A 25748-nucleotide genomic window follows, 5' to 3' on the forward strand; every position below is an offset into this window, starting at 1 on the left:
TCCGAAGGCGACCGGACAGTAGCGGCCGTGGATGAGATGGCATTCAATGAGAAGGTGCCTCGAGGCTCAGGAACCTTCGGCACACGCCGCTCCTTGGTCAAATGTGGTCTGAAGGAGAGTCCTCCGACTCGCCGGCCGCATCAGATCAAGGAATGGAGCTCATGAGTGACTCCCTTTCCCCTGGCGGGCTGTCCGCCATCAAGACGCTGGCCGCGCGGCTGAACGAGGAGCGCCGAGCGCAGCTCGACATCATCGCGCAGTTAAACGACCGCACCGTGACCGAGGAGATCCGACTGGCGAATGACGCCTGGATCGCGAAGTCGAAGTCGGGTCCCGCGATAAAGCAGCGGGCGGCGGCAGTTCGCGCTGAAATTGAACGCGAAGCGGCGACTAAGCGGAGCGCTATCGAGGCCATCTTCGAGGTGCCCACCTCTGCCGCTCGAAGCACACCCCGCCAAGACGGACTAGGGGGCGCGTCCGTCTTCATGCCCTAATCGCGTACCCAGGTCATCCGTCCGTGAGCATCTGGGCAACGTTATCCAAGTCGTCCCCAAACCAGGTCAGCCATTGCGGCGGATCCGACGGGTAGACCGTAAGCCAGGCTGTCTCCTTTGCCTGAGAACCCGTGTGCTGGCCCAGGTGCCCGATGACGTGCACGTCGAGGGCGTCCTTCGGAACAAGCCACGCGTGCACGGTCGTCGGCGAGAGCCCCAAGAGAAGGCAGAAGTCGTACTCCCGATCTCGAATCTGTTGAAATCGATAGAAGCCGCTCTGCCACAAGGTCGAAAGCTTAACCTGGACCCGGAATCCGTTGATCAGGAGATAGATCTGCCTGTCTTCGGAAGTCCAGACGGTCGCCTCGAAGCCCGACTGCCTGGCCCAACGTTCAACGAGCCGCCGTCCGACAGCTCCTCTCTTTACAGGGGGCATGGTTTGAATCCATTCGAAGGGGCTCCCCCGCCACACTGGACTAGGCGTGTAGTCCGTCGCCAGACCCCTTGCGATCGCCCCAAGTTGACCGTAACTAGCTGCTCTGCTCATTTTCTTCCCCAACCTGCACTTGACCCATCGGTGATGCTGAAAGAATCGATCACTCGTGCAGAAGACGATGCCTCTCGAAGGCATCGGCCCTGCCTGGCGACCACGCGTTGACCTTCTGGCCAATCGGGCCTGACCAAGTGGCCCCGAACGTGAACTGCGGCCTGGTGACGCCCCGCGCCAGCCGTGCGTCGGGCGTGACCACGATGTATCCGCGCTCGAACAGGGCGTCACAGCCCAGGAGGCACACGAGCATCGCGTGGCCCTGGAAGTCGGCCCGCTGTTCCTCGTCCAACATCGACCGCGGAACAATGTGTCCGGCGACGAGCAGGTCCGAGGGCAGTTCTCGAGAACACATGCCGCACGGAGCCTCGTCCCGACCGTCTAGGAGGTGAGCTCGCAGGGCACGCTGCTCACGGCGGATAGTGGTCATCGCCTCGGCGTCCGCGGCACCCGACCATGCGCGCCAATCCTCGTGGGGACGGCCGGAAACACTCCGGCTCGGCTTCCTGAGATCAAGTCGCCTGAGGAGGGCGACAGCATCCGCGTCCCTCAGCTCGGAGACGTACTTCTCCTGCGGCTTTCCGGACCTCGTGAGGGGCCCGGGGCTCCCCCAGCCGACGATCCCGCACACGTCATCCCGGTGCAGCTCCAGCCCGACGGCGAATGGCTCGACGCGGACGAGCCAACCGTCTTCCGCGACGCCGTCTGTCGGCTGACCGATCGGGTACCCGGGAGGCCTGTCCGAGGGGATCCATGTCGACACAACCTGGCTGACGGCGCGCACGCAGGCCCCGCCGTAGTGGAAGACGACGTCATCGGGCTCCATGCTCTTGAGCGCCGTGCGGTCCTTCCTCATCGCGCCGGTGACTGTGGGGCGTGACCAGAGGGTCCCGAGCGGGATGACGGTCCTGTAGTTCCGGTTCTGACTTGCCCACCAGTAGGTCATATCCGACAGTAAGAGGGCGGCCTGGCCGTCCGGGAGCCCCCATCGGGGTGTCGGTGGCTCCCCGTACCGTGGCCACATGACCCCAACGGATCTCACACCTGCTCTTCGGCGGCCTTCTGCAGGGTGCTGCCGCAGCGGCCCATGTACTCGGCGGCGTGGTCTCTTCGCACCCACGGGCCGTCGGGCTGTTGGCCGGCCTCGTCCTACTTTCGGGTCTCGGCAAGCGCCGGAAGCGTCCACGGCGACGGGTCCAGTGGTGAGCCGTGCTTGAACTTCGCGCTGGCACGGGGGCCCGAGACGCCGCGAAGGCCCTTCACGAGGGCGCCCGATCTGGCAGGGACGTCATCGGCGGCAATGACAATGCGCCAGAGCGGATCCTCAGCGCCTATCGCCGGTGGATCGGCGTCCAGATCCTGCAGATCGGACAGTGGCTGGCAGATTCGGAACTCGACGGCGTCCTAACAACTAAGCGATATTGGGCATTGCAGAACCTGAACTCGTCGACGTTCACGCAGGCGGACCTCGCGGACTTCGTGCGGCTTGAGGTCGGGCAACGGATCGAGACTTTCGTGCGAGAGGCCGAGGCCCTGGACCACGAACTTTCGAGATGGGGCTCGTCTCGGCTTTCCGGGGAGTCCGACACCGTCGCCGTCGTCTTGGATACCAATGTGCTCCTAACGCATCACTCTGGACTCGAATCCTTCCCCTGGCACAAAACGCTGAACACTCAGGCTCACCGGCATCTAGGGCTCGCGGTCCCCCTCCAGGTCGTCCGGGAGCTCGACCGTCACAAGATGGCGAGCAATAATAACGTGAACCGTGGCACGCGAAACGAGCTGCGCCACGACGCTGGCGCCGCCCTTCGCTTCATCGATGAGGGAATACCGGAGTTCGACGGGAAACACTGGCTGCGCCGGTGGGAAGTCGGCGGAAGAACTGACCTTAGCCTCATGCTTATTGCGAACCGGACGCCCGGATTTCCGATTCCTGATGCAGACACTGAGATCATCGAGAGGGCCGTTAGCCTGCGCCCGTTCGCGACCGACGTGCACTTCGTCAGCTATGACGCAGCCGCCGTGTTCCAGGCCAGGCAGTCGGGCCTCAAGGCGACGAAATTGACGTATATGCACGCGGACTGACTTCGGTGTGGGCCCCGAGCCCTCCGTGGTTTTAATCCGCATCTCATAGGTGGCCCTCTTGACGCACATCAGTCGCCTCGTCCGCACAAAAGAGATGCCAGGCGCCGTAAGCCGACTCCGTCGACTTTCGGGAAATAAAGGTAACGGCGGGACGAGCCCGGAGTATTTGGTCCACGTCCCGCATGTCTTGAAGGCTCACCTCAAAATTCCACCCGCTTCGTTCGTAACGCCCGAGGTTGAAAGGCATGTCAGGGTCCTCCGCGTAGTCAGGAGGTTCGAAGAGAGACTCAACCCCTCCTCCCCCATGGACTGCTGCGTATCGCTCCGGTTCACGGTCGCCACGATCAATCTCCCAGTAGGCGTTAACTACCTGCGTGTCATGGTTGCCTATGTTCACCACCTCCAGGCTAAAACCGGCAACCCGGCCGCCACGGACGGTGCCCCTCACACTCATCCAATTTTTGCCGGAGACCAACATAACCGGTCGTTCCCACCGGCGGTTTCGCCATTCGCTCAAGGCCGCTACGGCAAGGGATGCCGCGAGGGCCGTCGTCGCGAGAATGTCTGAGTAGCTCATATCGGAAGCATGCCACTCGTTTTGGCCAGAACATTAGGGGTAGTAGTCGACGTCGTAGCGATTTATTTGTTCCAAGAACTTCAGCGTCATTGACCGGGCGGCGAACCTGCCGGCCGCCCTGGACATGTCGGGACATTGAGACCAAGTTTGCGATCGGGCACCCGATCATTTTCGCGGAGCTTTCAACGAGGCCGTTGTCAGCCCGATCTTCATGGATCAGGACGGCGATGTCACGGCGGATTTCGCGGAGCCATTCGAGACCATTCTCGGCAATCCATTCACCCTCCCGACAGAGGCCGGGAGGGCATCAAAAAACCCTCAGCCGAACAGGATTCGGTCGAGGGTTTTAAACAGGGCCTTATGGTGCCCCTGGAGGGACTCGAACCCCCAACCCTTTCCTTAGGACGGAACTGCTCTTCCATTGAGCTACAGAGGCTGACGACACCAGCCTAACCGACCTCGGATCCTGAGTTCCTGCCCGCCCGCCGCGCGCCCGAACCCTTGCAGTCGGCCTCCGAGGTGGTCCTAGGCAGAGTTTCCCGTCCGACCGCGAGGGTTTAGCCACCTGCACCCCCGCGCGGCCGAATCATCCGGCCGCACGGTGGGTCGCGAGACCGCCAGGGGGTGCGAGTCACGCTCAGCACCGCCGCACCCCCGCGAGCAAGCCGCGACCCCGCGACCAAACGCCAACCCACGACCTAAGCAGCAACCGCCAAATACTCGTCCCACACCGCTTGCGGCTGCTCGACCCCGCGCACGACCCATCCGACCCCGTGCGGCGCTTTCGGCTGCCACCGCAGCGACCAGCCCATCTCGAGCGGCGTGCGGTTGCTCTTCAGGTTGTTGCAGCGGAGGCAGCAGGCGACGAGGTTCTCCCACGAGTCTTGCCCGCCGCGCGACCGGGGCTGCACGTGGTCGATCGTGGTCGCGGTCTTGCCGCAGTACGCGCAGTGGTGCGAATCTCGCCGCAGCACTCCACGACGCGACACGGGGATCTGCCGGGTGTGCGGCGACCGCACGTACCGGGTCAACACGATCACCGACGGGCGATCGAAGGTGAATGTCGCTCCGAGCACCGGGTGTTCCGCGTCGGCCGCCAGCACGGTGGCTTTCTGGCTCATGACGAGCACGAGTGCTCTGCGGAACGACACGACGGCGAGGGGCTCGTAGCCGGCATTGAGGACGAGAGTGCGCATTGCTTCCCTTTCGAAACGGCCTGGACGGCTTCCAGGCATTCGATGCAGACAGCTCGGGGCTTACCGGTCGGGAGACGAAAAAAGCACCGTCGAAAGACGATGCTTCACACGCGGGCGCTGGGGCGCACACCGAAGTGGTGCACGTTCCGGCGGGTGGTCCGTATGGCACGGGTCAGCAACGCACCCATGGTGCGGGAGGCTGCTGGTCGTGACACGGGGATCTCCGTAACGGCTCGTCGAACTGCGTGCGCTCAGATTACGTCACGACGCCCGCGAGACCTAGAGCCGCCAGCAATGCTTAACACGGAGTTCACGACCCCAAAACCCAAGGATCCGCTCCGCCGCCTCACCCCCACCCCGCTCGTCGCCCTCGCGTCGCTCCCCCGCGCCCGACTGCAGACGCACCAGCCCCCACAAACAGCAAGCCCCACAAACAGCAAGCCCCGCTCCACACGGGAGCGGGGCCAGCAGTAGCAGCAGAAGTGCGGCCTACTTGATGCCGAGGCGCACGAAGTGCACGTCGCTCGTCCAAAGCGGACGGACGCTGACTGCGCCGCCGGGCTTGGGAGCGTCGAGGATCATGCCGTTGCCGGCGTAGAACCCATCGTGCGAGCCGTCGTTGAGCACGACGATGTCGCCGGGCTCGGCGTCGGCCTGCGAGATGATCGTGCCGGCAGCGGACTGCGCGGGCACCGAGTGGGCCAGCGAGATGCCGTACTGCGCGTATACGTACATCACGAAGCCGGAGCAGTCGAAGCCGGACGGGGTCGCCCCGCCGAAGACGTAGGGCGTTCCGACGTACTGCAGGGCCGTCTGGTAGACCGCCGCAAGGCTGAAGGCGGGGTGGGCGGGCGACGCGAGGTAGTCGGCGGCCGTCTTTCCCGTGTACGCGGTGCTGGCGGCGAAAGAGGCGCGCTCGGCGGTCGCAGCGGTGGCCTGCGTGTCGGTCAAGGTCGACGCGGTCGACGTGGTCGCGGTCTGAACGACCGGTGCGGCGACGACGGGTGCGGTGGCCGTGTAGCTGTCGCGGCTGGTGCTGGCGGCGGTCACGCCGGAGGCGACCGTGGCTGACTGCGATCCGGTGGAGAGCTCGGAGCTCAAAGCCGAGGTCGAAGCGTCGACAGACGAACCGGCGACCGGGCTCGCGGTCTGGGCGAAGGCCGGAATGGCCATAGTGCCCATGAGTCCGGCAACGAGGGTGAGGGCGCCGACCGAGACGACACCGCGCTTGACCGATCCAGCCTTGAAGGAGTGGCCTCCAGCGCGGTTCCGTGCGGCTGCCTCATCGGCGGCGCGAGCGGCTCGACGTGTCGTGGGTGCGGCGACGGCGGTGCTCGTGACGGTGTCGATGGGACCGGTGCGGATCGGGTCGGTGCGGGGGGTCGACCGACGTGTGGCGACCGAGGTCGATTGGGTGGTCGTAGTGATGCCAGTGCTCAAGAGGGGGGCTCTCCTGCGTCTCGACGCTGTTCCGGGCAAAGCGGTGGCTACCCGGGTCAGACGACCCATCCGTTCGTTGGATCAACGACTAGCGGCAAGAGATGGGGATCGAGACGTCTTGCCACGGGTCCGGCAACCGGCTTCCTGGTTGTTTGGACTTGGCGAGCGTACCCGAGTACGACCGCGGTGTCATCCTGAAGGAGGACTTTTGTAACGAAAGGGTAAACGAACGGGGCAAAAGTCAGACGCTGAGGTAGATGTGCGCCGCGACGTCATTGGCCAGCTCGAGTGCCTCGTCGTACCCCTCCACGTGCACGCGAACGTACGATCCCGCCTGCGAGATGGTCGCCGTCTTGCCGGGCTGTACCCCACTGTCGTGCAGCTGCTGCAAGAACTCCGGCTCGAACTGGACCGGCTCGGCGAGGCGCCGAATCGTTCCTGACTTTCCGCTGGGATTCTGCGCCGCCACGTCGACGATCGAGATCACGCCGTCCATGAACCGGCCCGCGGGCGAGTCGCCGAGCTCGTCGAGCCCCGGGATCGGGTTGCCGTACGGCGACTCCGTCGGGTGGTCGAGCATCTCGAGCAGTCGGCGCTCGACCTGCTCGCTCATCACGTGCTCCCAGCGGCAGGCCTCGTCGTGAACGAACGCCCAGTCGAGACCGATGACGTCGGCGAGGAGGCGCTCGGCGAGACGGTGCTTGCGGATCACGTGGGTGGCCTTGGTGCGCCCCTGTGTGGTCAGTTCGAGGTGGCGGTCGCCGGTGACGACGACCAGGCCGTCGCGCTCCATGCGGGCAACGGTCTGCGAAACCGTCGGGCCGGAGTGGCCGAGTCGCTCCGAGATCCGCGCGCGAAGGGGAACAATGTTCTCCTCTTCGAGATCGAGGATCGTCCGAAGGTACATCTCTGTGGTGTCGACAAGATCAGTCAACGGTGCCTCCCCGATAACGCAATTTTCATCAAGACTACTGCTCGCACCTTATGGGCCGGATCACCTGGGCGTCCTCTGATGGTGAACTTCCCCCGTAGTTGCCCTGGATACGATCGATCGCATGGCCGACACCCGCACCCCCTCCGACATCACGATCCCCCGCGACCTCCTTCCGACCGACGGTCGCTTCGGTTGCGGCCCCTCGAAGATCCGCGGCGCTCAGCTCGAGCACCTCGTGACGGCGGGCTCCACCATCCTCGGCACGTCGCACCGGCAGGCGCCGGTCAAAGACCTGGTGGGCAGGATCCGGGCCGACCTCTCTACGCTCTTCGCCCTTCCCGACGGCTACGAGGTGGTCCTCGGCGACGGAGGCTCGACCGCGTTCTGGGATGCCGCGTCGTTCGGCCTCATCGAGAAGCGCGCCGAGAATCTGTCCTTCGGCGAGTTCGGCTCGAAGTTCGCCAAGGCCGCCGGCGCGCCCTGGCTCGACGCGCCCCGGGTCATCACCGCGCCGGGCGGCTCGCGCGCTGAGGTCGAGGTCGAGGCGGGCGTCGATGTCTACGCGTGGCCGCACAACGAGACCTCGACCGGCGTCATGGCACCCGTGAGGCGCGTGTACGGCGACCCGGGCGCCCTCACCGTGATCGACGCCACCAGCGCGGCGGGTGGAGCGGCCTTCGACGCCGCCGAGGCCGACGTCTACTACTTCGCCCCCCAGAAGAACTTCGCCTCCGACGGCGGTCTCTGGTTCGCGATCATGTCACCCGCGGCGATCGAGCGCGTGGAGCGCATCGCCGCGTCCGACCGTTACATCCCCGAATTCCTCAGCCTGAAGAACGCGGTCGACAACTCGCGGCTGAACCAGACGCTCAACACGCCCGCCCTGACGACGCTCCTTCTTCTCGAAGACCAGACCCGGTGGATCCTCGACAATGGCGGCCTCTCGTGGGCCGACGCCCGCACCAAAGAGTCGTCGGGAGCCCTCTACGACTGGGCCACCACCTCCGACTACGCGACGCCGTTCGTCGTCAACCCCGAGCACCGCTCACAGGTCGTTGCGACGATCGACTTCGACGACTCGATCGACGCGGCCCTCGTCGCGAAGGTGCTCCGCGCCAACGGCATCGTCGACACCGAGCCGTATCGCAAGCTCGGCCGCAACCAGCTCCGCGTCGCCACCTTCACGGCGATCGAGCCCGACGACGTCCGCCAGCTCATCCGGTCCATCGAGTTCGCGGTCGCCGCCCTCGCTGCCTGACGCCGCCCCCTCCGAATTTGAAGGAGAAACGCCTACCTCGGGCCCAGAAATCAAGGATCCGACGGCTCACTCCCGAAAATCTCCTTCGAATTCGGTAGCGCTCCACGTCGAGTGCACGAAAACCGCCCCTCGGCCGAAGCCGGGGGGCGGTTTTCGTACTCTCAGTCAGCGTCTAGGAGCGCGTGACGTCGTCATCCTCGTCGTCGCCGTCCGACCCGTCGAGGCCGGCGGCCTCGGCCGCCTCCTCGACGTCGACGCCGTCGAACTCGCGGCGGAGGCCGCCGCGTGCCTTGCGGGGCGAGTTCTCGTCGTAGTCGTCGTCGTCATCGTCGTCTGAGTCGTTTTCGTCCGAGTCATCGTCGTCATCCGACTCATCATCGTCGTCCGACTCATCGTCATCGTCGTCGTCCGAGTCGTCGTCCGACTCGTCGTCATCATCCTCATCAGACTCGTCGTCGTCTTCCGACAACGCACCCTGCGCGGCCTCGTACTCCGCCAGGCGCTCGACCCACGGCACCCAGTCGGGTGCGAGCAGGGAGGTGTCGCCCGGCAGCAGTTCGGTCTCGAGCACCGAGGGCTCCTCCTCGCCGACGACAGCGATGCTGACCGTCCACAACCAGCCCGGGTAGCCCGGAAGCGTGTTCGCGAAGCGGACCGTCGAGACGCCTTCGCCCTCGTAGACCACTTCGAGCGGGTCGCCGATCGTGTCGTCGCGGGTGATCTCGAGGAGCGCTTCACGAGCCAGCGAGTAGAGGTCTGCCGCGTCAGCCATCGAGTTGGTCCGCGATCTTCCGCAGCACGGCGGCGACCTGCGCGCCATTTTCGGGGTAGCGGCCGCGGCGGAGGCGGTTGCCGACTCCGTCGAGCATCTTCACGACGTCTTCGACGATCACGGCCATGTCTTCGGCCGAGCGACGGTTGCGCTCGACGAGGCTCGGCGCCTTCTCGAGCACACGCACCGAGAGCGCCTGGGCGCCCTTCTTCCCGTCGGCGATGCCGAACTCGAGCCGGGAGCCGGCCTTGATCCCGGTCGTGCCGGCGGGCAGAGACGACGCATGGAGGAAGACTTCTTGGCCGTCATCGCTCGCGATGAAGCCGAAGCCCTTCTCTTCGTCGTAGAACTTGACCTTGCCGGTGGGCATGACTGAACTCCTAGGTAGTGGGGCCCGACAAGCATACGGGCCCATGGCCAGCCGTGCCCCGACTACGCTGAGCACCGTGGCACAGAAGAAGCAGGTCGTGAACGCTCCCGACGGAATCCGTCGAGCCGAGCGTGTCCTCGTGTACGCCGCGATCACCGTCGCGGTCTTCTCCGCTGTCTGCATCGCCATCTACCTCATCGGTGGCGCAGCCCACGTGACAAGTGCGAGTGGCATCTGGCCGGCGATCGCCGTGCTGCCCGTTCTCGGATTCCCGATCGCGATCCTGCTCATCATCGCGTTCGTCATCGTCAGCGCGATTCGCCGTCAACGCGAGACCCGGGGCGACACACGCTGACCGGCGGCCGCCAGAGCACCGGGGCAGAGGCGCCCCGTGGCTAGCGCCCTCGACCTCGCCGGCGTGCTCCGCGCCCTCGACGCCGAAACCCTCCGAGCTCGACTCCTCGGCCGCACCGTGCCGCGACCGAACACGGTCAAAGACGCCTTCGACCTCGCCGAGACCCTGCTCGACCGGGCATCACTGCGTGAGGTGCTGAGTCGCCTCGACCGTGTGTCGCTGATCGCTCTCCGCACGACGGCGACCGCTGCCGACGCCGCGCTGGTCATCGAGCGAGCCGAAGCCGCCTTCGATCTGTCGACGGACGATGTCGAAGCGGCCTTCGCCCGACTCTCCGAGCGCCTGCTCGTACTCCTGTTGACCGACAGCGCCGACAGCGCCGACGGCACCGACAGCACCGACAGCACCGACGCCACCGACACAGAAGGCACCGGCTCACCAGCCACCGACGCCCCTACCAGCGCAGCACCCACCGCCACCGCCTTCGACACCGTCACCGAGGCCCTCGACGACGACCCGCTGCTCACTCTCGCCCGCCTCGCCGGCATCCGTCCGCCTGTCGTGCTCGAGGCCGTCGAGCAGCTCGACGACGAGGCGAAGGCCGCACACGACACGGCGAGCGCCGAGCGTCTCTACGCGATCGTCGTGGAGGTCGCCGAGATCGTCCGCGCTGTGACCGACGCCCCAGCGCGCGAGCTCGCTCGTGGCGGCCTGGCGCTTCCCGAGAGCCGGCGCCTCGCCGAGGCCGCTCGGATCGACGTCGACGACGTGGCACCGATCCTCGTGGCGGCCCGGGCCGCGTCCCTGGTCGAGCTCGGCCCCGAGGGCTGGATTCCCGGCCCGAACGCCGAGGCGTGGCTCCTCTCGACCTGGGCCGACCGCTGGGCCTCGCTCGTGTCGGCCTGGCTCGACGCGCTGCCCGCCGAGGTGCGCACCGTCCTGGCTCAGCGCAGCTCGACGTCCTGGGGCGAGCCGCTCCGCACGTTCAGCGAGTGGCTGTTCCCCGCCGGCGGCTCGTGGGTCGCCGAGCGCCTTGATGCCTTCGCTCGGGCGGCCGAGCTCTTCGGTCTGACCTCGGGGTCGCGCCCGACCTCCGCCGCCGTCGCGCTGCTCGGCGATGGAGTCGAAGCCGCCACCGAGATCGTCCGGGGCCTCCTCCCCCAGCCCATCGACCAGGTGTATCTGCAGCACGATCTGACCGTCGTCGCTCCCGGCCCTCTCGCGCCCGACCTCGACGCTCGTCTCCGCCTGATCGCCGATGTCGAGAGCGCGGGTCTCGCGGCGACGTACCGAATCACCGAGGCAAGGATCCAGGCCGCCCTCAGCTCGGGCGAGACCGCCGACAGCCTCCGCGAGTTCCTCACCTCCCTGTCCTCTACCGGCATCCCCCAGCCGGTCGACTATCTGCTCACCGAGACGGCAGACCGGCACGGACGCTATCGGGTGGCTGATCTCGGGGCCGCCGACCTGGATCCTCAGGCGACGTCGTTCGGTGCTGTCAGCCAGCTTCGCGCCGACGATCCGGCCCTTCTCGACACCGCTCAGGTCGATCAGGCGCTCCGACCGATCGGCCTGTTCCGGGTGGGCCCTCTCGTGATGCTGAGCCGGTTCGACGCGGAGACGGTCTATTGGGCTCTGCTCGACGAGCGCTATCCCGTTCTGCTCGAAGACGCCGATCGCCGACCGACCAGGCCGCCGCTTCGCCGCCGCCCGCGCCGGTCTGCCCCGCCGGTCGCCGTCGATCCGCTCGTCGCCCTGGTGGAGCGCGTTCAGGCCTCCTCCGGCACCGACGACGACACCGAGCGGGCGTGGATCTCCCGCCAGCTCGACTCGGCCGCCCACGCTCGATTGACGGTCTTGATCACCCTCGCGCATGCCGACGGCACGACGAGCCAGCTGACGATGGAGCCCACCGGCGTCGGTGGAGGCCGGGTGCGCGGGCGCGACCGCAAGTCCGACATCGAGCGCACGCTGCCCCTGTCGAGCATCGTCGCCGTCGCTACTCCGCCCGCCTGATCGCGGCTCCGGCGCAACCCGGAGCCGCTCACAGGCCCCGCGCATATACTGACCGGTTATGCCAGGCCCGTTGATCGTCCAGAGCGACCGCACCGTCCTCCTCGAGGTCGCCCACCCCGATGCGGAGGACGCCCGACACGACCTTTCGGTGTTCGCCGAGCTCGAGCGCGCACCCGAGCACGTGCACACCTACCGCATCACGCGCCTCGGTTTGTGGAACGCCCGTGCCGCCGGCCACTCCGCCGACGACATGCTCGCGACCCTCGACAAATACTCGAAGTTTCCGGTGCCGCAGAGCGTCTCGGTCGACATCGCCGAGACCGTCGCCCGGTACGGCCGCATCGTCATCGAGCGCGACGGCGATCAGCTTCTGCTTCGCGGCACCGACAAGGCCGTCCTGAGCGAGGTCACCCGCGCGAAGAAGATCGGCGAGCTGCTCGGCGTCAAGCGGGCCGACGATCTCTGGGAGCTCCTGCCGTGGGCTCGCGGCGAGGTGAAGCAGCAGCTCATCAAGCTCGGCTGGCCCGCCGAAGACCACGCCGGCTACACCCCCGGCACCCCGCACGCCATCGATCTCGACACCTCCGAGTGGAACCTCCGCGACTACCAGCAGAAGGCGGTCGACAACTTCTTCGAGGGCGGCTCGGGCGTCGTCGTTCTCCCCTGCGGGGCGGGCAAGACGCTCGTCGGCGCCGGTGCCATGGCGCAGGCGAAGACCAACACGCTGATCCTCGTGACCAACACGGTCTCGGCTCGCCAGTGGCGCGACGAGCTCCTCAAGCGCACCTCACTGACCGAAGACGAGATCGGCGAGTACTCGGGCGCGGTCAAAGAGATCAAGCCCGTGACGATTGCGACGTACCAGATCCTCACCGCGCGCCGGGCGGGCAAGTACACCCACCTGTCGCTGCTCGACGCTCTCGACTGGGGCCTCGTGGTCTACGACGAGGTGCACCTCCTTCCGGCGCCCGTCTTCAAGCTGACCGCCGAGCTGCAGGCACGGCGGCGCCTCGGCCTCACCGCGACGCTCGTCCGTGAAGACGGCCGCGAGGGCGACGTCTTCAGCCTCATCGGTCCGAAGCGCTTCGACGCCCCCTGGAAAGAGATCGAGGCCCAGGGCTTCATCTCGCCGGCCAACTGCTACGAGGTGCGCGTCGACCTCCCCCAAGAGGAGCGCCTTCAGTACGCCGCCTCCCCCGACGAAGAGCGCTACCGGCTCGCCGCGACGGCGCCCGTCAAGATGAACGTCGTCCGCCAGCTCGTCGACAAGCACGAGGGCGAGCAGATCCTCGTCATCGGGCAGTATCTCGACCAGATCGACGAGCTTGCCGAGGCTCTCGACGCCCCCAAGCTCACGGGATCGACACCCGTCGACGAACGCCAGCGTCTCTTCCAGGCCTTCCGCGATGGCGAGGTGAAGGTGCTGGTGGTGTCGAAGGTGGCCAACTTCTCCGTCGATCTGCCGGAGGCGACGGTCGCAATTCAGGTCTCAGGATCCTACGGCTCGCGTCAAGAAGAAGCGCAGCGGCTGGGCAGGCTCTTGCGCCCCAAGAAGTCCGGCATTCCGGCCTCGTTCTACACGCTGGTCAGCCGCGACACGGTCGATCAGGATTTCGCTCAGAACCGCCAGCGGTTCCTCGCCGAGCAGGGCTACAGCTACACGATCCTCGATTCGCCGGCCCTGGCCGCCTGAGCCGGGCTGAGCACCAGCGCGTAGACATAGCGCGCACGCCCAGCTCTCAGCAAACGCTTAGACGGCGCGCAGATACTTGACCCATGAGCGATGGCCCCAAGATCCTGATCGTCGACGACGAGCCCAACATCCGCGACCTCCTGACCACGAGCCTCCGGTTCGCCGGCTTCGCCGTGCGTGCCGTCGGCAACGGCGCTCAGGCTATCTCCGCGGTCCTCGAAGAGGAGCCCGACCTCATCATCCTCGACGTGATGCTGCCCGACATGAACGGCTTCGGCGTCACCAAGCGCCTCCGCTCCTCCGGCTACACGTCGCCGATCCTCTTCCTCACGGCCAAAGACGACACCGAAGACAAGATCACGGGCCTCACGGTCGGTGGCGACGACTACGTCACGAAGCCGTTCAGCCTCGACGAGATCGTCGCGCGCATCAAGGCCATCCTGCGTCGCACCATGAACGAAGACGAAGACGCGATCATCCGCGCCGGCGAGCTGACCATGGATCAAGACACGCACGAGGTCACCATCGGCGAGACGGCCATCGAGCTCAGCCCGACCGAGTTCAAGCTGCTCCGCTACCTCATGCTCAACCCCAACCGCGTGCTGTCGAAGGCGCAGATCCTCGACCACGTGTGGGAGTACGACTTTAACGGCGACGCAGGCATCGTCGAGAGCTACATCTCGTACCTCCGCCGCAAGCTCGACCAGTTCTCGGCCGAGCCGATCATCCAGACCAAGCGTGGCTTCGGCTACATGCTGAAGGCCGCCAAGGTCTGAGCCGCTCCACACAAGAACGCCGTGACCCTTTCCGGGTCACGGCGTTCGTGCATTCCGATCGTGCTTAGGCGGCCTTCGCGCCGTCCAGGTAACCGTTCGGGTTCAAGACGTACTTGGTCGCCGAGCCGGCGTCGAACTCCTTGTAGCCGCGCGGGGCATCCTCGAGGCTGATCGCCTTGGCGTTGACGTTGTCGGCGATGTGCACCCGGTCGTGCAGGATCGCCTGCATCAGCCCGTGGTTGTACTTCATCACCGGGCACTGGCCCGTGGTGAACGACAGCGACTTGGCCCATCCGGTTCCGAGCGACAGCGACAAGGATCCCTTTTGGGCCGCTTCGTCAGCGGCGCCCGGGTCGCCGGTGACGTACAGCCCCGGGATTCCCATCGCCCCACCGGCCGCGGTGATGTCCATGAGCGAGTTGAGCACGGTGGCCGGCGCCTCCTTGGCGTCGTGGCCGTGCCCCTTCGCCTCGAACCCGACGGCGTCGACTGCACAGTCGACCTCGGGAATGCCGAGGATCTGCTCGATCTGCTCGGCCGGCCCACCCTTCGAAAGGTCGACCGTCTCGCAGCCGAAGCTTCGCGCCTGCGCCAGACGGCCCTCGTTCATGTCGCCGACGATCACGGCCGCCGCGCCGAGAAGGAGCGCGCTGGTCGCGGCAGCAAGGCCCACCGGGCCTGCACCGGCCACGTACACCGTCGAGCCGACGCCCACGCCTGCGGTCACGGCCCCGTGGAATCCGGTCGGGAAGATGTCCGACAGCATCGTCAGATCCATGATCTTTTCGAGGGCCTGGTCTTTGTCGGGGAAGCGCAGGAGGTTCCAGTCGGCGTACGGCACCAGCACGAACTCGGCCTGGCCACCGACCCACCCGCCCATGTCGACGTAGCCGTAGGCGCTTCCGGGGCGATCCGGGTTGACGTTGAGGCAGATACCGGTCTTGCGCTCCTTGCAGTTCTTACAGCGACCGCACGAGATGTTGAACGGCACCGACACGAGGTCGCCGACCTTGATGAACTCGACGTCGGGCCCGACCTCGACCACTTCGCCGGTGATCTCGTGACCCAGCACGAGATTGGTGGGAGCCGTTGTCCGACCACGGACCATGTGCTGGTCGGAACCGCAGATGTTAGTGGCGACCGTCTTGAGGATCGCCCCGTGCTTGACCTGCCTGCCGACGTTAGCGGGATTGACCCCTGGGCCGTCTTTCAGCTCGAATGTCGGGTAGTCGGTGTCGATGACCTCGACCTCGCCCGGCCCCTTGTAGGCGACGGCTCTGTTTCCTGCCATTGCGATCCTCCTTGATCACGCGGTCGCGGTGTGCTCCCGCTACACCCGACGCTAGAGGTCGAAACCGGTGCGTGCGCCGTGAATCCAACTTCTCGCCCCGAGGCTTCTCCAGGCCCCTCCGCTAATCTGGCGCAGTCATGCACTCACGCCTTTCGCAGTGGTGGAACGAGATCTCCATCCGAACCAAGATCACCGGCATCACCGTCTGCCTGGTGACGCTCGGGCTGCTCGTCGCCGGCCTCGGCACGATGACGGTGCTCAGCACGTATCTCTATGGCCAGGTCGACCGCGACCTGAAAACGGGGGCGGCAAGCATCCAGTGGGATGGCGCCGACTCCTGCACCTCGAACTTCGGCAATTACAAGACCAGCTACGTCGCGATCTTCTCCAACGACGGAGAACTTCTCTGCGACAACGGTGCGTCTCTGCCCGCGTCGTCCACGCCGTATCTTCCCGACTTCACCGAGCAGTCGGCCGCCACACACCCGACGGCCTTCAGCACCTACAACGCCCTGGGCACGGAGGAGTGGCGCCTCTACGCGGATCACACGACCCTCACCAACAAATCAACGAGCCAGTCGGTCGAGGCGACCGTGGTGGCCGGCACGAACCTCGCGACCACTAACGCGACGATCACCCGGTTCTCGTACATCTTCCTGGGCTTCGGCCTCTCCGTGGTCGTCCTCGGCGCTGCCATCACAAGGCTCCTGGTGACCTCGACCTTCGCCCCCTTGCGCGACGTCGAAGACACCGCCGCCCGGTTCGCCGACGGCGACTTCAGTCAGCGGCTCGACACCACGACGCCGAACACCGAGGTGGGCAGGCTCAACCGCTCCCTCAACACGATGCTCTCTCGCATCGACTACGCCTTCGACGACCGCGCGAAGACCATCGACCAGATGCGCCGCTTCGTCGGCGACGCCAGCCACGAGCTCCGCACGCCCCTGGTCTCGCTCCGCGGATACGCCGAGCTCTACCGCATGGGCGCCCTCACCAAGCCCGAAGACGTCGCCCAGGCCATGGACCGCATCGAAAAAGAGGCGATCCGCATGGGCGTCCTCGTCCAAGACCTCCTCCAGCTAGCGCGTCTCGACGAGTCCAAGCCCCTCGAGCTCGGCCCGGTCGATCTGGTGACTATCGCCCGCGATTCCGCACTCGACACGATGGCGTCCAACACCGACCGCGAGATCCGCGTCTTCGTGCGGGAGCCGGTCGATCCGGGCCACGAGTCGAGCGACGAGTACGTCGTCGCCCCGGGCCCCGTCGCACCGCTCGCCCCCGGCACGACAGGTCCGATCGCATTCGCCGGGGCGACCCTGGCCCGGCTCAGGATCCGACGCGCCCGCGCAGCAGAAGCGGGCACCGACGCGCTGGATGCTCCGAGTGCCGATGGTTCCGGCGACGGCGTCGTCAGCCCGGTGATCCTCGGCGAGGAGAACAAGATTCGCCAGGTGGTCACGAACCTCATGGGCAACGCCATGAGATTCACCGACCACGACGCTCCGATCGAGCTCGCCGTCCAGGCCGACCCCGGCCGAGGCATGGCGACCATCGACATCATCGACCACGGCGAGGGCATCCCGCCGCAGATCCGCGAGAAGATCTTCCAGCGCTTTTGGCGGGCCGACACCTCGCGCACCCGCGACACCGGCGGCTCGGGTCTCGGCCTCGCGATCGTCTCCGGTATCGTCGCCGCCCACCACGGCGACGTCGACGTCTTCGACACCCCCGGCGGTGGCGCCACCTTCCGCGTCTCTCTGCCCCTGATGCCTGCGGGCCCGGTTCCCACGCTCTCCTGACGCCGCGCGGGCCGCTGACGCCCGGCCGCACTCTGCAACCCGACGCGCTTCGGCCAAACCGACCCGGCGCGCCACGTCGCAATGGCCGATCCGCGTCGCCTTACGGTGCGCCACCTCGTCACCGTCTGCAGAGCGCCCCGCGGATCCTGCGCGCGCTGCCGGCCGGCGCCACCCCGCACGAACCGACGCGCTTCGGCCAAACCGACCCGGCGCGCCACGACGCAATGGCCGATCCGCGTCGCCTAGCCGCGGGGCGCGCCCGGCAGTACGCCCACCGGCAGCACGCCCACCGGCAGCACGCCCACCGGCAACGGCAAAGGCCGGCTCCCCCGAGGGGGAACCGGCCTGAGTCGTGAAGCGAAGCGGACTTAGAAGTCCATGCCACCCGTGGGGTCGCCGGCCGGGGCCGGGTTCTTCTCGGGCTTGTCTGCGACGACGACCTCGGTGGTGAGGAAGAGGCCGGCGATCGAGGCGGCGTTCTGCAGAGCGGAGCGCGTCACCTTGGCGGGGTCGATGATGCCGGCGGCCAGCATGTCGACGTACTCGCCGGTCGCGGCGTTGAGGCCCCATCCGACGTCGAGGTTGCGCACGCGGTCGACGACGACGCCGGGCTCCATGCCCGCGTTGAAGGCGATCTGCTTGAGCGGAGCGTCGATGGCGACACGCACGATGTTCGCACCGGTCGCCTCGTCGCCCTCGAGCTCGAGGGTCGCGAGAGCGGTCTTGCCGGCCTGGATCAGCGCGACTCCACCACCGGCGACGATGCCCTCTTCGACGGCGGCCTTCGCGTTGCGAACGGCGTCTTCGATGCGGTGCTTGCGCTCTTTGAGCTCGACCTCGGTTGCGGCGCCGGCCTTGATGACGGCGACGCCACCGGCCAGCTTCGCGAGGCGCTCCTGGAGCTTCTCGCGGTCGTAGTCGCTGTCGGTGTTCTCGATCTCGGCACGGATCTGCTTGACGCGACCGGCGATCATCTCTTCGTCGCCAGCACCCTCGACGATGGTGGTCTCGTCTTTGGTGATGATGACCTTGCGGGCACGGCCGAGCAGGTCGAGGGTGGCGTTCTCGAGCTTGAGTCCGACCTCCTCGGCGATGACCTGACCACCGGTGAGGATGGCGATGTCCTGCAGCTGCGCCTTGCGACGGTCGCCGAAGCCGGGAGCCTTGACTGCGACCGACTTGAAGATGCCACGGATCTTGTTGACGACGAGGGTCGCAAGAGCCTCTCCGTCGACGTCTTCCGCAATGATGAGGAGCTGCTTGCCCGACTGGATGACCTTGTCGACGATGGGCAGCAGGTCTTTGATGTTCGAGATCTTCGAGTTGACGATCAGAACGTAGGCGTCTTCGAAGACGGCTTCCTGGCGCTCGGGGTCGGTGACGAAGTACTGCGACAGGTAACCCTTATCGAAGCGCATGCCCTCGGTGAGCTCGAGCTCGGTGCCGAACGTGTTCGACTCCTCGACGGTGACGACGCCCTCTTTGCCGACCTTGTCGATCGCTTCGGCGATAAGTGCACCGATGGTGGGGTCGGCAGCCGAGATGGACGCGGTAGCGGCGATCTCGTCCTTGGTCTCGATCTCTTTGGCGTTCTCGAGCAGCTGGGCGGAGACGGCCGCGACGGCCTTCTCGATGCCGCGCTTGAGGCTGATCGGGTCGGCGCCGGCGGCGACGTTGCGGAGGCCCTCGCGCACGAGTGCCTGGGCGAGGACGGTAGCCGTCGTCGTGCCGTCTCCGGCGACGTCGTCGGTCTTCTTCGCGACCTCTTTGACCAGCTCGGCGCCGATCTTCTCGTAGGGGTCGTCGAGCTCGATCTCTTTCGCGATGGAGACACCGTCGTTGGTGATCGTGGGGGCGCCCCACTTCTTCTCCAGAACGACGTTGCGACCGCGCGGGCCGAGGGTGACCTTTACAGCGTCGGCAAGAATGTTCAGGCCGCGCTCGAGGCCGCGTCGGGCCTCTTCGTCAAAAGCAATGATCTTAGCCATGTGGTTTTTCGTCCCTCCCGGACGTCGTGGGGCACGCTGCCCCGGCTGGTGCCGTATATCAGGTGAGTCTTTTGGCACTCCCTCATCGAGAGTGCCAATTGATTCTGGCACTCTGCCGTATCGAGTGCAAGTGCTCTCAGGAGCCCCTTGGGCAAGGATCCGAAACCCCCGAGACCGCCCGACCGTCGCCTCCCGAAACGGTCGCCCACACGAAAAACGCCGCCCTCGCGGACGGCGCTTCTCTGCTCCGACGACTCAGGCGAGGCGTACGGCTTCGGCCTGGGGGCCCTTGTTACCCGTCCCGACCTCGAACACGACGGCCTGGCCCTCTTCGAGCACCTTGTATCCGCTCATGTCGATGGCTGAATAGTGGACGAAGACGTCCTGCCCGTCCCCCTCGACGGTGATGAATCCGTAACCCTTTTCCGCGTTGAACCACTTCACGGTTCCGTTGGCCATTTCGTACTCCCTAGCTGTGTCTGTCGGTGGCGCTGCCCAGCCGGCACGGACCGGTGCGGAGGGGCCGACTGATCCCAGATAGTAATAAAGAGCCGGGCCGAAAAGGGGGGTGCCGCCCGAAAAATCGGACCGGGAGGCGCCAAACGGTCTGTTGTTTACACGGCCGTAACCGAAGGCGTCATTTCCCGTCACGCAGAGCTTCGAGACGCTGCTTACCGATGGCTCACGACTGGGCGTTGAAGTCAGCTCCGAGGATCACCGTGATCGTCGCGCCGGGGAACGCCGTGCTCTGCTCGACCGTGTTGATCCCGAGCGACTTCGCGATGCCGAGGGCGATCGATTCGTTGTCAGCCGCCGAGTCGTCGTAGTAGACCACGGAGGTCGAGACCTGTGACGACGCGTTGCCCATGTTGCCGACGACCCAGCCGGCGTTCGTCAGGGTGGTTCCGGCAGTCGAGGCGAGGCCCGTGGTGGTGGTCGCGTTGAGCACGGTGATGGTCGTCTTCGTGGAGTCGACCTTCGATGGGTCGGCGAGGGGCGCGGCTGTCGGAGTCGCCGCGGGGGTCTTCGTCGCCCCGCTGGTGGCGGTGCCCGTCGTCGTGGATTTCGGCGTCGCACTGCTCGAACTCGTCGACGCCGAGCTACGGAACTGGAAGCTGTCGTTGGTCACGGTGAGCCAGGCGATGCCGCCCGCCGTCAAGACGCCCACGGCGAGGAAAGCCCACGCGAAGATGATCAAACCGAGGTGCCGCCGAACGCCGGAGCGGTGGGCGCCGACGCGCAGCAGCGAGTCGGGGACGCCATCGAAACGGTCCTGAGGGAACTTGGCCATGCGGTGTCTGGTCTTCCGTGATCGGGCGGTCAGCGGCCGAAAGTCCGGGCGCTGCGCGATGCGGCGCGGGAGTCGCGCAGGCGCAGCAGCCTCCCGACCAGCATCGGCGCGTAGGCAAGTGCATCGGGTCTTTCTATGAGCGAACCGAGCAGCTGCTGGTATCGCGGGGCAGAAAGGCCCAATTCAGACCGGATCGCCGCCGCTTTGCGCGGAGGTGAGGCGGGGGCATTCTGCTCGAAGTCGAGAAGGCGCCGATCGCGGTCACTGAGACCGCGCACGTACTCCTCGTCGCTCTGCATCTGCACCCTCCGGTTGCCGTCATCCTAGATCGCACGGGTAGCGAGCCCGGGCCGACACGCGTCAGACCGGCTGCACTCGCGTCCCGTGCGCATCTCCCACGGCGAGCGCGACACCGTCGAGTGAAAGCGTCGCGAAGGCCTCCGGTCGCCCTGTGAAACGACCAGGATCCGACACGGTCGCCTGCACTCCCGACAGCAGCCCGGTGCGCTCGTAGGCGATCCACCGCACGCCGAGCCGGGTCACCAGGTCGACGAACGCCTGGCGCCTGGCTCCCGGCAGGTAGACGAGGGTGCCGGTCGAGACCACCACCGGCGTGAGCCCCCGCGGGGTGCGGGCGACCAACTCTTCGAGCCCGTCGACAGCGTCTCCTGTCACCAACGTCGGCGGATCCTGCACTGCCACCCGCAGGGCCGCACGCAGCAGATCCACGCGGTCCTCTTGACCCGGCCACAGCAGCGTCTCGAGCCAGCGGCGGGCGTCGTCGTCGGCCACGGCGAGGGGCTGCAGGTCGAGGCCGAGCCGTACCTCGATGCGCGGCAGCGTGGGATCCTCGTCGCCCCACCACGGCCCGGCGACCTCCGTGGCCAGGCGGACGTCGCTCGTGGTGTCTCCCAGACTGAACGCGGACTCCTCGGCGGTGACCGCGAGCGCGAACCGGTCGGGGTAGAGGCCGAGCCCTGCCGACGCTCCCACCTCGAGCAGCGCGATCGGTCCGGCGATTCCAGCGGAGGCCAACGCGAGAGCGACCGGCCCCGACCTCCGCACATCGTTCGTCTGCGTGAGCCGTCGCCCCAGTTCGAGCACGAGGGCGTCGGCATGGTCGAGCATCCAGGCCCGGAGCGAGCCGAACGGAGAGAGCTGCGCCCCCAGGATCCGACACACGGCCAGCACGAGCACGGGCTGCCGCGATCCTGTGGGCGCCGCGTCGACGATCTCGACGAGCCTCGGGTCACCGGCGATCCCGCCTGCCCAGTCGGCGTAGATCGGCGAGCCGCCGGCCGCCGCCACCGCCGCGAATTCCTGGAAGCGGTCCGCCGTGCTCATGCCGCCGAGCCTACGGCCCGCTGTGCGGGCGGCGTTCCGGGTGCATACACGGAATCATCACCGGGCGTGCAGTGTTGAATGGGGTAGCCGGATCCTGCACCCAGCGGTCCCGGCCCCGAACGAAGGAGCACCCATGGAGTACAAGGTCGAGAAGAGCGACGCCGAGTGGCGCGAAGAGCTCAGCCCGGAAGAGTTCGCCGTGCTGCGCGAAGCCGCAACCGAGCGCCCCTGGACGGGCGAGCTGCTCGATGAGAGCCGGGCCGGTTTCTACACCTGTGCCGCCTGCGGCAACGAGCTGTTCAAGAGCGGCACGAAGTTCGATTCGAACTGCGGCTGGCCGTCGTTCTACGAGTCGGTCAACCCCGACGCCGTCCAGCTGATCGAAGACAAGTCGCTCGGCATGGTCCGCACCGAGGTCCGCTGCGCGAACTGCGGTTCGCACCTCGGCCACGTCTTCGACGATGGCTTCGGCACGCCCACTGGCGATCGCTACTGCATGAACAGCATCTCGCTGAACTTCAAGGCCGACGAGCAGGCGTGAACCTCTCCGACACCGCCGGAGCGTCGTTGACGGCCTCGCCCGTCCGCGAAGCCGTTCTGCGTCGCCGTTCCCGTTCCACCGTCACCGAGGAGGCCCCGTCACACGACGAGCTCCTCGAGCTCGTGGCAGCCGCGGCGACGGTCGCCGACCACTCGCACCTCGCGCCCTGGCGGCTCATCGCACTCCGCGGTGATGCGCGGCTCAAGGTCGGGCGCGCTCTCGCGAAGGCGGGCGGCGCGAACGGCGACTCGGTCGAGAAGGGTGCCCGCAAGCTGCTTCGTGCGCCGCTGGTCGTCGCGATCGTGTCGTCGCCGCGAGAGAGCCGCAAGGTTCCGGAGTGGGAGCAGGAGGCAGTCGCCTCGGGCGTCGCGCACCTGCTCAGCCTGCTGCTCGACGAGGCCGGCTGGGGCGTCTTCTGGCGCACCGGCACCGACACGCGTGCCAAGAAAGTCAGAAAGGCGCACAAGCTGTCGAAGGGCGAGAACCTTCTGGGCTGGCTCTACGTCGGCGGAGTCGACCACCGCGAACGCAAGCCGCGCAAGCCGGTCGACGCCTCGAGCTTCGTCACCGAACTCTAGAAGCACTCACAACGAAGACCGGCTCTCCGCTCGCGGCGGGCCGGTCTTGTCGTTGGTGAGAGCCACTGTGCTCCTGCGAGCGACTGAGCCTCTGAGAAGAGGCTGGGCTACCAGGAGCGGTTGCTGCGGCCGATGAAGTTCATCGGGATGAACAGCGCCACGGTGCAGGCCACGATTCCGCCGAAGAAGGTCAGGAAGCGCCAGGCCTCGGGCACCTGGAAAGCCAGGCCGAAGCAGAAGATACCGAAAACGAAAAGCGCGATGGCGACAACGGCGATGACGATGTTAGACAAGCGGGGCTCCTCAAAGGCTTCGAACTCCCCCTAGCGTAAGCCCTCGAGAGACTCACCGCCTCGCGAGGCGGCACCGGGGTCGACCAGGGTCGAAAACGAGTGGGGCCGACTGCGGGACTTGAACCCGCAACCTGCTGTTTACAAGACAGCTGCGCTACCAATTGCGCCAAGTCGGCAAGTGCGACCAGTGTAACCGCCCCGAGCGGACCGGACGACGACGATCCCCGCTGAGAGTCGGTTCGGCCCGGAATCGTCTCCGCTTCGGTCCCGAGCAAGGCGACACGCCGACGGGCCCCCCGAAGTGGGGCGACCCGCACTGGGGGAAGATCATCCTGCAGGATGATGCGAGGGTCGTTCCATGATCACGGGAACCCTCGAGCCGACGATGACCTCGGCCTCACGACTGCGGGCATTCACCACGCCTCGCCGCGTGGCACTTCTTGCACTCGCTCTCCTGCTCGCCTTCGGCCTCGTCGTCGGCACGTCCGCCACCCCCGCCCAGGCCTGGGGCGGCTACACCAATGGCAAGATCCCTCTCTCCAAGCTCATCGCCATCCCGAACGGCTATCTCCGCATCGACGCGGCGGCCGGCTACGGGTCGATGAACAAGGCCTTCAAGAAAAAGTTCGGCAAAGAGCTGGGTGTCACCGAGGGCTACCGCAGCTACGACAAACAGGTCTCGATCTGGAACTCGCGCTACGTCAAGCACTCGAAGAAAGTGGCGAACAGCGTCGCGTACGCCGGCAAGTACTGGACGAAGAAGAAGAACGTGTCGGTGGCCGCCGTTCCCGGCACCAGCGTCCACGGATGGGCGCTGGCCATGGATCTCAATTCGGGTGTGCAGACCGCCGGAAGCGCTCAGAAGCGCTGGGCCGACAAGTACGGCCCGAAGTACGGCTGGAAGCCCATTGGCAACAACTTCGGCGAGCCCTGGCACTTCGAGTTCACTCCCGTCAAAAAGTAAGACAGTTCTATATGCCAGCCACGGCATATGCGGGTACAGGGCATCCGGCAACCATCCAGTCACTGCGGTCGTAAACTCCAGGGGGTACAAAATCGACCCGCGACAACTGGACAGGGAGCTCCGTTGGACGGAAATGCAACGACGAGGCACAAAAACGTCGCCCTCCTCTCGGTAACGAGCGAGTTGGCGCAGCGTGTAACGACCTCCGACGAGCTCGATCGACGACTACAACCCGTCTTGAAACGACTGAAGCTTCCTAAGGGGCTGCTGCAGCGCGTCGCCGGCGTAATGGAGCGGCGCAACTGGAGCGACGGTCAGACGTTCGAGAAGGCGGCCATCGCCGCTGGCAAGCGCGCGCTCGACGAGGCCGGCATCCGGCCTGATCAGATCGGGCTACTCATCAACACCTCGATCACGCGCCGCAACCTCGAGCCGTCCGTTGCCGTGCACCTCCATGACGGGCTCGGGCTCGGCTCGGCCGCCCTGAACTTCGACATCGCCAACGCCTGTCTCGGTTTCGTCAACGGGATGAATCTCGCGGCTTCGCTCATCGACGCCGGTCAGGTCGACTACGCCCTCGTCGTCGACGGCGAAGATTTCGACGACGTGCAGACCAACACGGTCGACCGTCTCCTTAACGGCGACATCGCCCGTCGCGACTTCATGAGCGAGTTCGCGAGCCTCACCCTCGGTTCCGGTGCCGCCGCTGCCGTCCTCGGTCGCGCTGACCGCCATCCCGAGGGGCACCGCATCATCGGTGGCATCACGCGCTCGGCGAGCCAGTACAACGACCTCTGCGTCGGCACGGTCAACGGCATGTTCACCGACGCGGCCGGGCTCCTCAAGCACGGCATGGAACTGGTGGTCCACGCCTGGCGCGATGCTGCGAAAGACTGGAACTGGTCGCACATGGATCGCTATGTGATGCACCAGGTCTCCGACATCCACACGGCCGACTTCGTCAAGTCGGCCGGTATCGATCGCGATCTCGTCCCCCTCACCTACCCGACGCTCGGCAATGTCGGGTCGGCCTCGATCCCCATCACACTCGCCCAGGAGGCCAAGACGCTCTCCAAGGGGGATCGCGTGCTCCTCATGGGGGTCGGCTCCGGCATCAACACGGCCATGACCGAACTCGCCTGGTGA

The 25748-nt window shown here is 66.4% G+C and carries 27 protein-coding genes and 2 tRNA genes; 12 read left to right on the plus strand and 17 right to left on the minus strand.

All coding sequences use genetic code 11. The features are described from left to right. The first annotated feature begins 161 nt into the window (after positions 1-161). Positions 162-494 (plus strand): hypothetical protein, encoded by a 333-nt coding sequence (locus tag EDF39_RS11875; RefSeq protein WP_123943323.1) that lies wholly within the window; start codon positions 162-164, stop codon positions 492-494. A gap of 13 nt (positions 495-507) precedes the next feature. Here EDF39_RS11875 and EDF39_RS11880 read toward each other — a convergent pair whose 3' ends face one another. After that, positions 508-930 carry a hypothetical protein gene (locus EDF39_RS11880; RefSeq protein WP_123943325.1) on the minus strand — a complete coding sequence of 141 codons (423 nt, stop codon included), beginning with the start codon at positions 928-930 and terminating at the stop codon, positions 508-510. Between the two features lie 160 nt (positions 931-1090). Beyond that, on the minus strand, positions 1091-1987 hold the full coding sequence (locus EDF39_RS11885; protein WP_123943327.1) for a hypothetical protein: 897 nt from the start codon (positions 1985-1987) through the stop codon (positions 1091-1093). 263 nt (positions 1988-2250) lie between these two features. Between EDF39_RS11885 and EDF39_RS11890 the strand changes: the two genes are divergently transcribed. Beyond that, positions 2251-3126: a PIN domain-containing protein gene (locus EDF39_RS11890; RefSeq protein WP_123943329.1), complete on the plus strand. Its 876-nt coding sequence runs from the start codon at positions 2251-2253 to the stop codon at positions 3124-3126. A 43-nt stretch (positions 3127-3169) separates the two neighbouring features. On the opposite strand, the gene EDF39_RS11895 is transcribed toward EDF39_RS11890, so the two are convergent. From EDF39_RS11895 to EDF39_RS11915, 5 genes are all read right to left on the minus strand, one after another. Continuing rightward, entirely contained in the window at positions 3170-3703 is a 534-nt protein-coding gene (locus EDF39_RS11895) for a hypothetical protein (protein WP_123943331.1), read from the minus strand. A 361-nt stretch (positions 3704-4064) separates the two neighbouring features. After that, a tRNA-Arg gene (locus tag EDF39_RS11900) sits at positions 4065-4139 on the minus strand. Between the two features lie 262 nt (positions 4140-4401). Further along, positions 4402-4899: an HNH endonuclease gene (locus EDF39_RS11905; protein ID WP_123943333.1), complete on the minus strand. Its 498-nt coding sequence runs from the start codon at positions 4897-4899 to the stop codon at positions 4402-4404. Positions 4900-5388: 489 nt separating this feature from the next. Further along, on the minus strand, positions 5389-6339 hold the full coding sequence (locus EDF39_RS11910) for a C40 family peptidase (protein WP_158613227.1): 951 nt from the start codon (positions 6337-6339) through the stop codon (positions 5389-5391). A gap of 241 nt (positions 6340-6580) precedes the next feature. Beyond that, positions 6581-7273, minus strand: a complete 693-nt coding sequence (locus EDF39_RS11915) for a metal-dependent transcriptional regulator (protein ID WP_123943337.1) — start codon at positions 7271-7273, stop codon at positions 6581-6583. Positions 7274-7394: 121 nt separating this feature from the next. Here EDF39_RS11915 and serC point away from each other — a divergent pair, with 121 nt between their 5' ends. Continuing rightward, a complete protein-coding gene (gene serC / locus EDF39_RS11920; protein WP_123943339.1) occupies positions 7395-8531 on the plus strand; it encodes a phosphoserine transaminase in 1137 nt (378 codons plus the stop codon). Positions 8532-8703: 172 nt separating this feature from the next. Here the strand turns inward: serC and EDF39_RS11925 are convergent, their stop codons facing one another. Then, positions 8704-9303, minus strand: coding sequence for a DUF3027 domain-containing protein (locus EDF39_RS11925; protein ID WP_233573055.1), 600 nt, complete (start codon positions 9301-9303; stop codon positions 8704-8706). Continuing rightward, positions 9296-9673: a cold-shock protein gene (locus EDF39_RS11930; protein ID WP_055963793.1), complete on the minus strand. Its 378-nt coding sequence runs from the start codon at positions 9671-9673 to the stop codon at positions 9296-9298. Before EDF39_RS11930 ends, EDF39_RS11925 begins: the two co-directional genes overlap by 8 nt. 76 nt (positions 9674-9749) lie before the next feature. On the opposite strand from EDF39_RS11930, the gene EDF39_RS11935 reads away from it, so the two are divergent. From EDF39_RS11935 to EDF39_RS11950, 4 genes are all read left to right on the plus strand, one after another. Then, complete coding sequence (locus EDF39_RS11935; RefSeq protein WP_123943342.1) at positions 9750-10028, plus strand: multidrug ABC transporter ATPase; 279 nt, start codon at positions 9750-9752, stop codon at positions 10026-10028. 36 nt (positions 10029-10064) lie between these two features. Beyond that, the gene (locus EDF39_RS11940; protein ID WP_123943344.1) at positions 10065-12044 is read left to right on the plus strand and encodes a helicase-associated domain-containing protein; all 1980 of its coding nucleotides are present in this window, start codon (positions 10065-10067) and stop codon (positions 12042-12044) included. Between the two features lie 58 nt (positions 12045-12102). Next, entirely contained in the window at positions 12103-13737 is a 1635-nt protein-coding gene (locus tag EDF39_RS11945; protein ID WP_123943346.1) for a DNA repair helicase XPB, read from the plus strand. 83 nt (positions 13738-13820) lie between these two features. Further along, on the plus strand, positions 13821-14513 hold the full coding sequence (locus EDF39_RS11950) for a response regulator transcription factor (protein WP_055963805.1): 693 nt from the start codon (positions 13821-13823) through the stop codon (positions 14511-14513). Positions 14514-14577: 64 nt separating this feature from the next. Here EDF39_RS11950 and fdhA read toward each other — a convergent pair whose 3' ends face one another. Continuing rightward, entirely contained in the window at positions 14578-15804 is a 1227-nt protein-coding gene (fdhA, locus tag EDF39_RS11955) for a formaldehyde dehydrogenase, glutathione-independent (protein ID WP_123943348.1), read from the minus strand. Positions 15805-15941: 137 nt separating this feature from the next. Here fdhA and EDF39_RS11960 point away from each other — a divergent pair, with 137 nt between their 5' ends. After that, positions 15942-17603 carry a cell wall metabolism sensor histidine kinase WalK gene (locus EDF39_RS11960; RefSeq protein WP_123943350.1) on the plus strand — a complete coding sequence of 554 codons (1662 nt, stop codon included), beginning with the start codon at positions 15942-15944 and terminating at the stop codon, positions 17601-17603. 368 nt (positions 17604-17971) lie between these two features. Here the strand turns inward: EDF39_RS11960 and groL are convergent, their stop codons facing one another. The 5 genes from groL to EDF39_RS11985 form a co-directional block, all read right to left on the minus strand. Continuing rightward, positions 17972-19591 (minus strand): chaperonin GroEL, encoded by a 1620-nt coding sequence (gene groL, locus EDF39_RS11965; protein WP_055963814.1) that lies wholly within the window; start codon positions 19589-19591, stop codon positions 17972-17974. A 255-nt stretch (positions 19592-19846) separates the two neighbouring features. Then, entirely contained in the window at positions 19847-20050 is a 204-nt protein-coding gene (locus EDF39_RS11970) for a cold-shock protein (RefSeq protein ID WP_055963817.1), read from the minus strand. A 223-nt stretch (positions 20051-20273) separates the two neighbouring features. Further along, entirely contained in the window at positions 20274-20882 is a 609-nt protein-coding gene (locus EDF39_RS11975; protein WP_123943352.1) for a LytR C-terminal domain-containing protein, read from the minus strand. Between the two features lie 29 nt (positions 20883-20911). Next, entirely contained in the window at positions 20912-21181 is a 270-nt protein-coding gene (locus tag EDF39_RS11980) for a DUF3263 domain-containing protein (protein ID WP_055964110.1), read from the minus strand. Positions 21182-21242: 61 nt separating this feature from the next. Then, positions 21243-22226 (minus strand): DUF2332 domain-containing protein, encoded by a 984-nt coding sequence (locus EDF39_RS11985; protein WP_123943354.1) that lies wholly within the window; start codon positions 22224-22226, stop codon positions 21243-21245. Positions 22227-22359: 133 nt separating this feature from the next. Between EDF39_RS11985 and msrB the strand changes: the two genes are divergently transcribed. Together msrB and EDF39_RS11995 are read left to right on the plus strand one after the other, a co-directional pair. Beyond that, the gene (gene msrB, locus EDF39_RS11990; RefSeq protein WP_055963824.1) at positions 22360-22767 is read left to right on the plus strand and encodes a peptide-methionine (R)-S-oxide reductase MsrB; all 408 of its coding nucleotides are present in this window, start codon (positions 22360-22362) and stop codon (positions 22765-22767) included. Continuing rightward, positions 22764-23345 carry a nitroreductase family protein gene (locus tag EDF39_RS11995; protein ID WP_233573054.1) on the plus strand — a complete coding sequence of 194 codons (582 nt, stop codon included), beginning with the start codon at positions 22764-22766 and terminating at the stop codon, positions 23343-23345. The genes msrB and EDF39_RS11995 overlap by 4 nt, the downstream gene beginning before the upstream one ends. A 107-nt stretch (positions 23346-23452) precedes the next feature. Here the strand turns inward: EDF39_RS11995 and EDF39_RS12000 are convergent, their stop codons facing one another. Further along, positions 23453-23638: a hypothetical protein gene (locus tag EDF39_RS12000; protein WP_055963829.1), complete on the minus strand. Its 186-nt coding sequence runs from the start codon at positions 23636-23638 to the stop codon at positions 23453-23455. Between the two features lie 100 nt (positions 23639-23738). Further along, a tRNA-Thr gene (locus EDF39_RS12005) sits at positions 23739-23814 on the minus strand. A gap of 182 nt (positions 23815-23996) precedes the next feature. On the opposite strand from EDF39_RS12005, the gene EDF39_RS12010 reads away from it, so the two are divergent. Both EDF39_RS12010 and EDF39_RS12015 read left to right on the plus strand, forming a co-directional pair. Next, positions 23997-24602 (plus strand): D-alanyl-D-alanine carboxypeptidase family protein, encoded by a 606-nt coding sequence (locus EDF39_RS12010; RefSeq protein ID WP_123943356.1) that lies wholly within the window; start codon positions 23997-23999, stop codon positions 24600-24602. 123 nt (positions 24603-24725) lie between these two features. Beyond that, positions 24726-25748, plus strand: coding sequence for a 3-oxoacyl-ACP synthase III (locus tag EDF39_RS12015; protein WP_233573053.1), 1023 nt, complete (start codon positions 24726-24728; stop codon positions 25746-25748).

Source organism: Frondihabitans sp. PhB161 (assembly GCF_003814635.1).
Classification (GTDB): Bacteria; Actinomycetota; Actinomycetes; order Actinomycetales; family Microbacteriaceae; genus Frondihabitans.